Source organism: Thiocapsa sp., assembly GCF_011390875.1.
In the GTDB taxonomy this organism is placed as follows: domain Bacteria; phylum Pseudomonadota; class Gammaproteobacteria; order Chromatiales; family Chromatiaceae; genus Thiocapsa.
Genome location: NZ_JAABRP010000155.1, coordinates 1 through 12,314, shown reverse-complemented (window position 1 = coordinate 12,314; position 12,314 = coordinate 1). Strand labels below are relative to the sequence as shown.

At 64.0% G+C, this 12,314-nt stretch carries 11 protein-coding genes and 2 pseudogenes; 3 read left to right on the top strand and 10 right to left on the bottom strand.

All coding sequences use genetic code 11. From position 1 onward, the window contains the following. The 6 genes and pseudogenes from GPT33_RS12955 to GPT33_RS12930 form a co-directional block, all read right to left on the bottom strand. Positions 1-671 (bottom strand): annotated as a pseudogene (locus tag GPT33_RS12955) (aspartate kinase); the annotation flags it as partial. Positions 672-853: 182 nt separating this feature from the next. Next, positions 854-3,454, bottom strand: coding sequence for an alanine--tRNA ligase (gene alaS, locus GPT33_RS12950; protein ID WP_296809580.1), 2,601 nt, complete (start codon positions 3,452-3,454; stop codon positions 854-856). 52 nt (positions 3,455-3,506) lie between these two features. Then, entirely contained in the window at positions 3,507-3,962 is a 456-nt protein-coding gene (locus tag GPT33_RS12945; RefSeq protein ID WP_296809578.1) for a regulatory protein RecX, read from the bottom strand. 33 nt (positions 3,963-3,995) lie between these two features. Continuing rightward, positions 3,996-5,048: a recombinase RecA gene (gene recA, locus GPT33_RS12940; RefSeq protein ID WP_296809576.1), complete on the bottom strand. Its 1,053-nt coding sequence runs from the start codon at positions 5,046-5,048 to the stop codon at positions 3,996-3,998. Between the two features lie 288 nt (positions 5,049-5,336). After that, the gene (thpR, locus tag GPT33_RS12935; protein ID WP_296809574.1) at positions 5,337-5,849 is read right to left on the bottom strand and encodes an RNA 2',3'-cyclic phosphodiesterase; all 513 of its coding nucleotides are present in this window, start codon (positions 5,847-5,849) and stop codon (positions 5,337-5,339) included. Then, the gene (locus tag GPT33_RS12930) at positions 5,842-6,351 is read right to left on the bottom strand and encodes a nicotinamide-nucleotide amidohydrolase family protein (protein ID WP_296809572.1); all 510 of its coding nucleotides are present in this window, start codon (positions 6,349-6,351) and stop codon (positions 5,842-5,844) included. Before GPT33_RS12930 ends, thpR begins: the two co-directional genes overlap by 8 nt. A gap of 186 nt (positions 6,352-6,537) precedes the next feature. On the opposite strand from GPT33_RS12930, the gene GPT33_RS12925 reads away from it, so the two are divergent. Together GPT33_RS12925 and GPT33_RS12920 are read left to right on the top strand one after the other, a co-directional pair. Continuing rightward, on the top strand, positions 6,538-6,819 hold the full coding sequence (locus GPT33_RS12925; protein ID WP_296809570.1) for a cupin domain-containing protein: 282 nt from the start codon (positions 6,538-6,540) through the stop codon (positions 6,817-6,819). A 36-nt stretch (positions 6,820-6,855) separates the two neighbouring features. Continuing rightward, the gene (locus GPT33_RS12920; RefSeq protein ID WP_296809569.1) at positions 6,856-7,350 is read left to right on the top strand and encodes a DUF302 domain-containing protein; all 495 of its coding nucleotides are present in this window, start codon (positions 6,856-6,858) and stop codon (positions 7,348-7,350) included. A 78-nt stretch (positions 7,351-7,428) separates the two neighbouring features. On the opposite strand, the gene GPT33_RS12915 is transcribed toward GPT33_RS12920, so the two are convergent. Continuing rightward, positions 7,429-7,755 carry a DUF1244 domain-containing protein gene (locus tag GPT33_RS12915; protein WP_296809567.1) on the bottom strand — a complete coding sequence of 109 codons (327 nt, stop codon included), beginning with the start codon at positions 7,753-7,755 and terminating at the stop codon, positions 7,429-7,431. Positions 7,756-7,930: 175 nt separating this feature from the next. Between GPT33_RS12915 and GPT33_RS12910 the strand changes: the two genes are divergently transcribed. Then, positions 7,931-9,400 carry a 2Fe-2S iron-sulfur cluster-binding protein gene (locus GPT33_RS12910; RefSeq protein ID WP_296809565.1) on the top strand — a complete coding sequence of 490 codons (1,470 nt, stop codon included), beginning with the start codon at positions 7,931-7,933 and terminating at the stop codon, positions 9,398-9,400. 198 nt (positions 9,401-9,598) lie between these two features. On the opposite strand, the gene GPT33_RS12905 is transcribed toward GPT33_RS12910, so the two are convergent. The 3 genes and pseudogenes from GPT33_RS12905 to GPT33_RS12895 form a co-directional block, all read right to left on the bottom strand. Further along, positions 9,599-9,994, bottom strand: coding sequence for a DUF2750 domain-containing protein (locus tag GPT33_RS12905; RefSeq protein WP_296809563.1), 396 nt, complete (start codon positions 9,992-9,994; stop codon positions 9,599-9,601). Positions 9,995-10,019: 25 nt separating this feature from the next. Further along, complete coding sequence (locus GPT33_RS12900; protein ID WP_296809560.1) at positions 10,020-11,486, bottom strand: glycosyl hydrolase family 57; 1,467 nt, start codon at positions 11,484-11,486, stop codon at positions 10,020-10,022. A gap of 48 nt (positions 11,487-11,534) precedes the next feature. Further along, positions 11,535-12,314 (bottom strand): annotated as a pseudogene (locus GPT33_RS12895) (glycoside hydrolase family 57); the annotation flags it as partial.

Sequence of the window (12,314 nt, the reverse complement as noted above, 5' to 3'; positions counted from 1 at the left end):
GTCGGTCGTCGCCTCTTGGGCGGCAACGTTCTGGATGATCATGTCGACTTCGATGTTGGCGTCGGCGATCGGCCCGAGGATTCGGTAGGCGACGCCGGGTTGATCCGGCACGCCGAGCACGGTCAGCTTGGCCTCGTCTCGACTGAAGGCGATTCCGGAGATTTTGGCGTCTTCCACGATGTCTTCCTCGAACGTAATGAGCGTACCCTCGCCTTCTTCGAAGCTGGAAAGCACGCGCAGGGGCACCTTGTATCGACACCCTGGAAACCGGCGATGACGACCACCCGGCCGGCTGCGAGATCGGCGCCGACACGGGCGCCGTCGATATCGTGGATGCGGGCCTTGTTGTGGACGCTGTCGGTGAGGATGTGCACCTGCCCGCCCGTGTAGGAGCGGGCGGCACAGCCCATGTCGTCGAGGGCCATGCTCAAGAGCGCTATGGTCACCTGCTCGCCGGTGGACAGGAGGACGTCGAGCTCCCGCGGGAGTGGTCGCTCCTGGATCTGCTTGGCAAGTCCAACCAGTCGATCGGTCTCTCCGGACATGGCCGAGACCACGACCACGACCCGATGCCCCTCATCGCGCCAGCGCTTCACGCGCTCGGCGACCGCCTTGATCCGCTCGGCGTTGGCTACGGATGTGCCACCGTACTTCTGGACGATCAGCCCCATCGAATTCTCCCGGCATGCACGTCTCGCGCTCTCCCGATGTATTGGGCCCGATGCACCGCGAAGGCGCTAAGGACCCAAAAAGACAGTTCTGTTGATGATCCCGATGATCCGCAGCGCGAATCCCCGTGAGTCTGTTAAGGTCCGGGTAGGTCGGCTTCCAGCAGCGTAGACCGCCCTGCAGCCTAGACCCTCTGCCGCACCCAGCCGTCCACCAGCGCCAATGCCGCGGGGAGACCCGCCGGATCGTTGCCGCCGGCTTGAGCCATGTCGGGACGCCCGCCGCCCTTACCGCCGACCTTCTCGGCGACCTCGCGGATGAGATCGCCCGCCTTCAGACGGTCGGTCAGATCCTTGGTCACGCCGGCAATCAGGCTGACCTTGCCGTCGCCCTCGGTCGCGAGGACGACGACGGCCGAGCCGAGCTTATCCTTGAGCTGATCGAGCGTGACGCGCAGGGCCTTGGAGTCGGCCCCCTCGAGCCGTGCGGCGAGCACCTTGATGCCGTCGATCACCACCGCCTGCGATGCCAGATCCTGACCTGCTGAGCTGGCGAGCTTGGCCTTGAGCTGCTCAAGCTCCTTTTCCACCCGACGGCTGCGCTCGAGCAGCGCAACGACCCGCTGGTCGACGTCGTCGCGTCCGCCCTTGAGGAGCCCGGCAAGGCGAATGAGTCGATCCTCGTCGGCCTCGATCCAGTCGAGTGCGGTCGCACCGGTGACAGCTTCGATCCGCCGCACCCCGGAGGCGATGCCGCTCTCGCCGATGATCTTGACAAGGCCGATGTCGCCGACCGCTTTGACATGGGTCCCGCCGCACAGCTCGGTGGAGAAGTCACCCATGCGCAGCACGCGCACTTGCTCGGAGTATTTCTCGCCGAAGAGCGCCATGGCCCCGGACGCCTTGGCATCGTCGAGGCTCATGATACGGGTCTCGACGAGATGATTCTCGCGGACCTCGCGGTTGACCATTCGCTCGATCTCCAGCAGCTGCTCGCGCGAGACCGCCTCGTAGTGGGAGAAGTCGAAGCGCAGTCGCTCCGGGCCGACGAGCGAGCCCTTCTGCTGTACATGCTCGCCCAATAGCCTGCGCAAGGCCGCATGCAGCAGATGTGTTGCGGAATGATTCAGCGCGGTGGCGCGCCGACGTTCGCCGTCGACGCGGGCATCGACCCGATCGCCGACTGCCAGGACGCCCTCGGCAACACGCCCGAGATGGCCGACGGCCCCCTCGCCTTTCTTCTGGGCATCCAGCACCTCGAAGCGACCGCCCTCGCCGATGAGCCAGCCGCGATCCCCGACCTGGCCGCCGGACTCCGCGTAGAAAGGCGTGAGATCCAGGACGACCAGACCTTCCTCGCCAGCGGCGAGCTGGTCGCAGGAGCCGAGCGAGGAATAGATTGCGACCACCGTCACCTCCTCGCGGAGCCGCTCGTAGCCGCAAAACTCGGTCTCGCCTTGCACATCGATCTCGAGATCGGCCGCACCGCCGAACTGGCTGGCGGCGCGAGCGCGCTCGCGCTGTTGCGCCATCGCCTGATCGAAGCCGTCCATATCCAGAGACAGCCCACGCTCACGGGCGATATCGGCGGTCAGATCGGTCGGAAAGCCATAGGTATCGTAGAGCTTGAAGACAGTCTCGCCCGGAATTCGCACACCGCTCAGGCCCGTGATCGCCTCGTCGAGCAGGCGCATGCCGTGCTCGAGGGTCTCGGCGAAGCGCTCTTCTTCGAGCAGGATGATGCGCTCGACGTGTTCGTGCGCCGCGACCAGCTCGGGGTAGGCTGCTCCCATCTCGGCGACGAGCGCCGGGACCAATCGATGAAAAAAGGGCGTGGTGCAACCGATCTGGTAGCCGTGTCGAATGGCCCGACGCATGATGCGACGCAGCACGTAGCCCCTGCCCTCGTTACCCGGCGTCACCCCGTCAGTGATCAGGAAGGCCGCGGAGCGGATATGGTCGGCGATGACGCGCAGCGATTTGTTCTCGCGATCCGCGCAGCCGGTGGCGCGTGCCGCCGCGTCGATCAGCCGCACGAACAGATCGATCTCGTAGTTGCTGTGTACGCCCTGCATGACGGCGGCGAGGCGCTCCAGACCCATCCCGGTATCCACGGACGGGCGCGGCAGCGGCGTGAGATTGCCCTCGGCGTCGCGGTTGTACTGCATGAAGACCAGGTTCCAGATCTCCACGTAGCGGTCGCCGTCCTCGTCCGGCGAGCCGGGTGGGCCGCCCGGGATCTCGGGACCGTGGTCGTAGAAGATCTCCGAGCAGGGGCCGCAGGGTCCGGTTTCGCCCATGGACCAGAAGTTGTCTTTCGCCCCGCAGCGCGAGAAGCGCGAAGCATCGGCACCGATCTCCTTCAGCCAGATGTCGGCGGCCTCGTCGTCTTCGGTGTAGACGGTGATCCAGAGCCGCTCGGGAGGCAGGGCCAGGACGCGGGTCAGATAGTCCCAGGCAAACTCGATCGCCTCGCGCTTGAAATAGTCGCCGAAGCTGAAGTTGCCGAGCATTTCGAAGAAGGTGTGGTGCCGAGCGGTGTAGCCGACGTTCTCCAGATCATTGTGCTTGCCGCCGGCACGCACGCAGCGCTGGGAGCTGACCGCACGGTTGTAGGCACGCCGCTCGCGCCCGAGAAAGACCTCCTTGAACTGCACCATGCCGGCATTGGTGAAGAGCAGGGTCGGATCGTTGCCCGGCACCAGGGGGCTGGACGGCACGCATTCGTGATCGCGTTGCGCGAAATAGTCGAGAAAACTCGCTCGAAGCTCTGCACTGGTGCGGATACTGGTGCTGGTGGTCATGGGTATGCTCGGTTGGACTGCGGACGCCGGCCGATCAATCGGGCCAGCGCAGGAAGCGGCGGATCATCTCGGAGGGAAATCCACGTTGCTCGAGGAAACGACCGCGCCGGGCGTACTCGGCCCGGTCGGGCGGCGGCGCACTGCCGAATCGGCGATCGTAGATTTCTGCCATATAGGCGACCCAGTCATCCCGCATGGCATCAAGATGAGGGTCGACGAGGGTATCGGGAAGGCCCTTTTCGTACAACTCGGAGCGGATTCGCAGGGGGCCGAACCCTTTGGCAGCGCGCTCGGCAACATATTGCTCGACCATACGGACTTCATCGAGCGCGCCTTCGGCGACCAGCCGGTCAAGCGCCTGCATGATCTCGGGGTCATCGAATCCTCGCGCCCGGAGCTTACGCAGAAGCTCCGCGCGCGAGTGTTCGCGGGTGGCAAGCAGCCGACGGGCTCGATCGGCGATCTCCGCCGCAGGATCCGGTTCTTCCATTGCTCGACGAGGGGATTTGGCCTAGATCTCCGCCTAAACTTCTTCAGGCGCCTCGGCGATCGGCGCGGCGGCGGCGCTGGACAAGGGGTCGCCGATCTTCGGCAAGAGCTTGTCGCGAATCTTCGCCTCGATCGCCTTGGCGATCTCGGGGTTTTCGCACAGAAAAACCCGCGCGTTGTCCTTGCCCTGCCCGATGCGATTGCCCTCGTAGCTGTACCAGGCGCCGGACTTCTCGATGAAGCCCTCGTTCACGCCGAGGCTGATGATCTCGCCTTCGCGCGAGATGCCTTGACCGTAGAGGATGTCGAACTCGGCCTGCCTGAAGGGCGGCGCGACCTTGTTCTTGACGACCTTGACCTTGGTCTCGTTGCCGATGACCTCGTCGCCCTTCTTGATGCTGCCGATGCGGCGGATATCCAGCCGGACCGAGGCGTAGAACTTGAGTGCATTGCCGCCGGTCGTGGTTTCCGGGGAGCCGAACATTACGCCGATCTTCATTCGAATCTGATTGATGAAGATGACAAGACAGTTGGAGCGCTTGATGTTGCCGGTGAGCTTGCGCAGCGCCTGGGACATGAGACGCGCCTGCAGGCCGACGTGCGAGTCGCCCATTTCGCCCTCGATCTCGGCCTTCGGGGTGAGCGCCGCGACCGAGTCGACGACAACCACGTCTACCGCGCCGGAACGCACCAGCATGTCGGTGATCTCGAGCGCCTGCTCGCCCGTGTCGGGCTGGGAAACCAGCAGATCGTTCATGTTCACGCCGAGCTTCTCGGCATAGCCGGGATCCAGTGCATGCTCGGCATCGACGAAGGCCGCCGTACCGCCGGCCTTTTGCGCCTCGGCGATGATGTGCAGCGTCAGGGTGGTCTTGCCGGAGGATTCCGGTCCATAGATCTCGACGACACGGCCCTTGGGCACGCCGCCGATCCCGAGCGCGAGATCCAGGCCGAGCGAGCCGGTGGAGATCGCCTCTACCTCGCGAATGACACCGGTGTCGCCCATGCGCATCACCGAGCCCTTGCCGAACTGTTTTTCGATCTGGGTCAGCGCGGCGGCCAGTGCCTTCTTGCGGTTGTCGTCCATTGGGTCTCCGTTGAACCTGATCGGCTTGATCTGCGTAAGGGGGCTTGTGCTGCAACGTCCGGCTTCGACACGACCGGCGTCCGAACAGCGACCGGCGAGCACCGGTGCATCCACCAAGACACCCATCGCCCGATACGGCGAGTTGCGGATTATCGCATAGCGAATCGGCAAACGTCACAAGGCATGCCACTCGCCCGGGTGGGCGAGATACGGGTGCGCAAGTTACGTAAGTGGTAACGGACGCACGTCGCACGCCCGGGAACCCGGGGGAGGACAGCCGGCACGGCCCTAGACCAACAACCACCGACGACGCACCCGATAACGCGGCCCGGGACCGCCGTATCCGGCGGCCAGCACAAGCTCGCGGACCGCCCAACAAACCGGCGTCGGCCACTCGGACACCGACGCCACTGCGGCCTTGCGTGCGAGTGTGACGTGCGGGCGATACGGACGCGGATCGACCGGGAGACCGCAGGTCGAGAGTTGAGCCTGAAGTTCCGACACGAGTGCGGTCAAGGGCTCGGGCGGCGACGCGGGCGCGCACCACAGCACCCGCGCCCGCGCAAAATGTCCGACCCGATCGAGATCGAGATCGAACCCGGCGGCTCGGATCCGATCCGCAGCCCGCTCAGCGCAACCGAGCACGTCGGGCGCGAGCGGGCCGAGGAAGGCAAGTGTGAGATGAAGGTCCCTCGGGTGGGTTGCCCGTGCGCCGACGGGCAGGAGCGCGGGGGCCCGCGCAGCCAAGGCGTCGCGGACCGCATCATCCGGCCAAAGCGCGAAAAACCAGCGCTCAGCCAAGGTCGCCGAGCCGCTCGACGAGACCGTCGATCGCCGCCTGCACCGAGCAGCGCCGCACGGCATCGCGATCGCCGTCGAAGTGAAAACGTCGGGCCTCGACCCGCCCCTCGGGCCAGGCCCAGGCCAGACAGACGGTCCCGACCGGCTTCTCGGGGCTACCGCCTCCGGGTCCCGCCACGCCGCTGATGGCGACGGCAACGTCGGCCCGGCTGCGATTCAATGCACCCAAGGCCATCTCCGCAACCACCGCCTCACTCACGGCACCCTGCGCGGCAAGCGTCTCGGCACGCACGCCGAGCATCTCCTGCTTGGCCGCGTTGCTGTAGGTGACGAAACCACGATCGAGCCAGGTGCTGCTCCCGGCGAGGTCCGTGATGACCTTCGCCAACCAGCCGCCGGTGCAGGATTCCGCGACCGCAAGCCGCAGGCGCGAGCGCAGCATCAGCTCGGCGAGCGGGACAGCGCTCGGCTCCTGCTCACAGGGTGATTTCAGGTCATTCATGTGCGAATCAAACCGCAAAGGTGCAGAGTAAGCAAAGGTTTTTCAGAGGTCGCGACCCGTGCAGCAGCCACTCGAATCAGCCGGGCCATCGGTCTTTCGGGTGGAAAATCCAACGGATTAGCTCCAGAATGCCGACCCAGCAATGCCAGACCTGCCGATCGCGGCGGGCGACCCCGGAGCCGATGGATGACCGACCTTCAGATTTACTGCGAACATAAACCCTCACCCGCCAAGCTGGATGTCCTCGGCGTCGAGGACTGGGCAGTCTGGAAAAAAGAGCCCTCGACCTTTGCATGGCGTTACGATCGTTCCGAGACCTGTTACGTCGTCCGCGGGCGCTTTCAAGTCACCCCGGCCGGCGGCGAGCCTCAGACCTTCAGCCGCGGCGACCTCATCACCTTCCCTGCCGGTATGGAATGCACCTGGGAGGTTGTCGAGCCGGTCGAGAAGTACTACCGATTCGACTGAACAAAATAACAATTCATTCACCGGAGAGAGACGACAATGAGAAAGATCCTGCTGTCCCTGCTGATCGCCATGCTGCCCTTGACCATCCTCGCCACGCAGACGCATGCCGAAAGCATGACCATCGCCGATACCGTGCTCAAGATGCCGCTGGCCGAGGATGTCTCGATGGACGACGCCGTCGAATCCATGAAACTTCGGGCCAACACGCTGAACTTCAAACTCGTCGCTCACCTACCGCTCTACAAGGAGCTGGAGTCGATGGGTGTAGAGGCCAAACGCATCGAGATCTTCCAGTTCTGCGATGCCCGGATCGCCAACGAGATGATCAAGGAAAACATTGACTTCTCTGCATATCTGCCCTGTCGAATTACCCTGATCGAGGATCAGGAAGGCAAGGCATGGCTGACGACGCTCGACCTCAACAAGGTCATCGAGATGGCCGACCTGCCGCCGAATCTGATGGAGAATGCGATCAAGGTGCGCGATACGATCGAAGAGATCATGACCGCGGGAGCCACCGGCGACCTCTAAACCGCGTCCAGAGCGAGATGCTCACTTTCGAGTGAGCTCGACGTTTGGCGCATCCAGGGTCTTTAGCCGGGACGCGGTTTAAGACCCTCCGCCGTGCCCGCTCACGAAGGCGTGCAACGGCTTGGTCTCCTCGAACTGACGCGCCTGCTCGGCGGTCGCTTCCTGCTGATGACGGCTCTTCCAGTCCGCATAGGGCATGCCGTAGATCACCTCCCGCGCCTGGTCGTATGAGATCTCGACACCGCTCTCTGCGGCGGCGTTCATGTACCACTTGGACAGGCAATTTCGGCAGAAGCCGGCCAGGTTCATGAGGTCGATATTCTGCACATCGGTGCGACGTTGCAGGTGCTCGACCAAGCCACGGAATGTTGCGGCCTCGATCTGAATCTTGGTGTTGTCGTCCACGTCATCTCTCCTTCGAACGGCGGGTTGAGCCGATGGATTGAAGTCGCACCCAGAGGCGCGGATACTCGGGATCAGGACATATCGGGGTAATGTTGCTGTTTTTCGCGTTTGACTCAAGCAAACGCCTCGCATACGCCGCCCCGACCCACTGACCACCTCGGAGCCCTCACGCCCCATGGACTACCTGAGCTTGTCCCGCGCAGCCCGCCTTGCCGGCGTCACCCGCGCCGAGCTGCAGCGGCGCATCAGACGCGGCGAGATCGCCACCTTCGAGGGCTCGGTCGCGGTCAGCGATCTGCTGCGCGCCTTTCCGGCCGTGAGTCTTACGGACGACGCAGCGCTCGAGCGGGTCGAGCGCATTAAGAGCGATGCGCTTCCCAAGACCGAGGGGCACGACTCGGCACTGCCCACTCCGCAGGTCCTGGTCGCACGGCTGCGGGCGATGAGCCAAACGCTCGTCGAGCGCATGTCGGCTCTGAGCGCAGCCGAGGATCTTTTGGATCAGGTCGGCGAGCGCCTGAGGGCGCTCGCCGAGACAGTCCATGAAAGCGTCCGGGGAGAGGTGTGCGAGACGCGCGACTGGTTCCTCGGCGCACGCGCGTCTCTGAACACCCGTGCGGTGGCGGACGAACGCGCACAACTCTTCGCCAAGGACACCTTTCTTCGCATCATGGCAGCCAACGTCAAACTCATCCCGAGCGGTCACGACTATTTCGTCGAGGGCAACGAGTCGATTCTCGACGCCTCCGTACGCGCCGGGATCAACCTCAATTACGGTTGTGCGAGCGGCAACTGCGGAGCCTGCAAGGCGCGCCTCATCAGCGGCGAGACGCGGCGGATCCGCGAGCACGATTATGTCCTGAGCGAGCGCGAGAAGGCGATGGGTTATCTCTTGACCTGCTCGCACACGGCCGTGACCGACGTCGTTATCGAGGCGGCCGAGGCACTCACGGTGACCGATCTACCGCATCAGGAGATTCGAGCCGGTCTGCGCAAGCTCGAGCACATCTCCGAGGATCTCGTCTCGGTGAACGTCCAGACCCCGCGGACCCAGACGCTGCGCTTTATGTCGGGCCAGCGCGTGCGACTCACGCTCGAAGACGGTGCGAGTCGCGAGCTGTCGATCGCAAGCTGTCCCTGCAACGCCCGAAACCTCTGGTTCCATATCCGACGCGGCACCGATGCCTTCTCGGACGCCGTCTTCAAACCCCTGCGCCCCGGCCATCTGATCACGGTCGAGGGACCCTACGGACGTTTCGTACTGACCGAGGACGCGCCGGAACCGGCTGTCTTCATCGCCTTCGGCGACGGTATTGCACCCGTAAAGAGCCTGATCGAGCACGCCGTTTCGATCGACGTGATCGAATCCTTCCATCTTTACTGGGACACGCAGTATCCGGAGGGGCATTATCAGGGACGTTGGGGCCGCGCGCTCACGGATGCGCTGGACAATTTCCAACTGACCCCGCTGATGAGCGGCCGTGCGGAGGATGTCTATGCGGTCATCCGTGCCGACCACCCGGATCTGCGCGGGCTGCGTTTTTATCTGGCCGGTCCGGAAGCGCCCATCGGGCGACTCGCGGAGCTGCTCCGCGACGAAGGGATTGCCGATGACCGGATCGCCCGGGAGATCACCGAGACTTAAACCGCGCCTGACGCGGTATGCGATGTTCTTGGACGGGATCGACCCCGGCAGATTTAACGACCGCTGGAGAAGGCGCGGTTTAAGATATTCAAATTTAAACCGCGTCCCCGCTAAGGGCCGTGGATGCACCATAACGTCGAGCTCACTCGAAAATTGAGCATCTCGCTCTGGACGCGGTTTAGGTTCGATGCAGCTTTGTCAATCGCCCTGCTCGGCCTCCTCTCGGAGATCGTCCAGCAGGGTCTCGGGCGCGATGACCACACTCGACCCATCCGGCGCTGGAAAGACCGCGACCATCCGGCCGTCCTTCGCCATGCCGGGCAACCAACGGGTCATGAAGACCTCAAGCGCCAGCGGCTCGGCCCGACAATCGGCCCAATCATGCGTCGCCAGGGCCGTGGCGCATGCCGCTTCGGGCCAGAACGGAAAACAATCCCGCCCTTCATCGTCGGAGAAGGCGATAAAGCCATCGTCCCCCTTCAAGGTCCAGACCTGGCCCTGTTGCGTGACACGTGCAAGAAACGCGATATAGCGCTCTTCGCCCGGCAAGTCGAAACTGCCCGAGAGATCGTCTGCGTTCGGTAATGCGTTCATTGCAAGGTTGTTTCCAAAATTGTCGTCAGCCGAAATCCTGCTCGAGGATCGCATTGACCCGACGGCAGATCTCGCGCCCGTAGTCGGTCCAGAGGCCCTGACCCCAGTAGCGATAGCAGCTGGTTTGGGAGGCCATCAGATGGAAAAGTGCATTACGATAGCGCGGGTCGCTGGTGGCGACGCCGGGGATCAGAACCTTTTGGTTGAAGTTGGCGCTCGCCTCCTCCATCGGGCCCAGCACGTCGTCGTAGCCCTTTACCCAGGAGAGGTCCGACGTCCAACTGCCGCCTTCCATGTGGAATCGGCCGTCTTCCTGCTTGAGCTCGGCGATTGCCTTTTCCAGCTTCTCCGGTCCGTCGCCGGGCTGGATGCGCGCCCAGATGCGGTCGTGGAACAGGGGTTGGACCTCGGGGAGATCGGACTCCTTGATCCCGAGCGCAAACAGATGCTCCAGATATTCGCTGCCGTTCATCATCGGCGTGTCGGTGTGGCTCGAGGCGGCGACCACCTCCATGAACTTGCCCGGGAACTCGTTCATCATGACGCCGCCGTTCTCACCGTCGGCGATCTGAGTGACCAGCGGCGGGATCGATTTGCCGGCGAGCGCGACGCGCTGCAGCCCTTGCGCCTCGTACCAGGGCTGCATCTGGGCGACCAGCTTGGTGTCGGAGCCTTGGGTCTTGACGATGGCGATGATGCTCGCGGTCTCGCCGTGCGAATTGGTGACGACCAGGCGATGCGGGATGTGCGGGCGCTCCGGATTCCGCCCGGTGTCGATCTGCTGGACCGTGTGCTCCTGCACCAAGACCCATTGAAAACCGCAATCCACGAGCGTTTTGACGAAGGCATAGGCGACGTCGGGATGATTGGGCAGGGCCATCTCGGAAGGGGAGAAGCCGCGCACGCGCTCCAACGCCTCCCAGCCGAAGATGGCGGCAAAGTGATGCTGGAACGCCTTCACGTGCAGACGGAAATCCTGCACGGGCGTGGAGGGTGCAACCGCGTGGCCCCAGGGCATGCCGAGCCACTCGACGGCCGAGTTGTAATCCGGGTTGCAGGTCATCCCCTTGAGCGCATCGATGACATGATGCTCGCCCATCTTGCGCAGACCGTGCAGCAGTGTGCCCGAGTATTCAAGCATGCAGCGCGGCGACTTGCCCTCGTTGATCAACTGCGGGATGAACTCGCCCATGCGTTTGTAGCACCAGACGAAGGCCGGGGCGTTGTAATTGTCCCCGATGTGCTGGTTCTCCATCATGTATTGGAGATTGCTGATCAGTGCGGCGCTGCGCAGATCCCCGCCGCCGGCCGGGATCAGGGGCTGGTGCTGATGCAGGGCGATGGCGGTCGCCGAGCGGATGGAGCCGAAATCGATACCGCCGCGATCGGCAAACAGCGTGCGCGTGCGCGCGTCGGCAACGACGGCCTCGACGTCCGACTCGTGGCCGCAGATATTCGGAAGGTCATCGACGTACTCGGGTAGCGGTTTCACGCTGAACTCCTTGAAGAAGAAGGGTGGTTCCGGGGTTGCCGGAGCGGATCAAGAGGATTTCGGTGCCGGTGTTTCGGATGCGGCCGGCACATCGGGTGTAGGGGTCGGCGGGGCGTTCGGGGCCGCCTCGGTGCGAATCTCCGCTGCGTCCGCAGCGGATGCGGGGACGGAATCGGACGCAAGCTCTGAATTGGGCTCTGGTCTGGACTCGGTTATGGGCTCTGGCGCATCGGCCTGCGCCTCCGGTCGGATCCCGATACGCGCAAGCGCCGTCCGACTGGCCTCGAGGTCCGACTCGGCACGCGGCACCCAGGCCTCGCCCCAGTAAAGATGACAGCTGGTCTCGGCGCGCAGCAGACGCCACATCGCCTCCTCGATCGCCTCCGCCTCGAGACCTTCGCAGACGCCGCGCTCCGTGGCGTACCAGCGTGCATCATGGACCATCCGACTGGCCTTGGCGAAGGCGTCGATCGCCTGCTTCTGCCGATCCGAGCCGGTCCACTGGGTGAAGTCGCGCCCGTGGTGCCAGCCGGTGTTCCAGGCCCCGGTGCGCACCCGCACCTCGCCGTGGGCACCGTAGGTATCCAGATAGCGGCTGATGAAGGTGGGTGCAATCGCCGCTTCCCCTGCGGCGACCCGTTCGAGCAACGGCAGGTAGAAGGCGCTCCAGAAGTTGGCCCCTTCGGTCACGTTCCTGAACCACCCCCCGTTCTCGCCGTCGGTGCAGGTCGTCACCAGAGGCGTGAAATCGCACCACTTGGTCCGCTCGGCGACCTCGCCGAGGAACCAGTCCAGCTCCATCCCGGATTCCTGGGCATCGGAGAGGTC

Excerpts from the sequence above, each read along its gene's own strand:
- GPT33_RS12945 (WP_296809578.1), bottom strand. The coding sequence starts at position 3,962 with ATGGAAGAACCGGATCCTGCGGCGGAGATCGCCGATCGAGCCCGTCGG.
- GPT33_RS12925 (WP_296809570.1), top strand. The coding sequence starts at position 6,538 with ATGACCGACCTTCAGATTTACTGCGAACATAAACCCTCACCCGCCAAG.
- GPT33_RS12905 (WP_296809563.1), bottom strand. The coding sequence starts at position 9,994 with ATGAACGCATTACCGAACGCAGACGATCTCTCGGGCAGTTTCGACTTG.
- GPT33_RS12920 (WP_296809569.1), top strand. The coding sequence starts at position 6,856 with ATGAGAAAGATCCTGCTGTCCCTGCTGATCGCCATGCTGCCCTTGACC.
- recA (WP_296809576.1), bottom strand. The coding sequence starts at position 5,048 with ATGGACGACAACCGCAAGAAGGCACTGGCCGCCGCGCTGACCCAGATC.
- GPT33_RS12910 (WP_296809565.1), top strand. The coding sequence starts at position 7,931 with ATGGACTACCTGAGCTTGTCCCGCGCAGCCCGCCTTGCCGGCGTCACC.
- GPT33_RS12930 (WP_296809572.1), bottom strand. The coding sequence starts at position 6,351 with ATGAATGACCTGAAATCACCCTGTGAGCAGGAGCCGAGCGCTGTCCCG.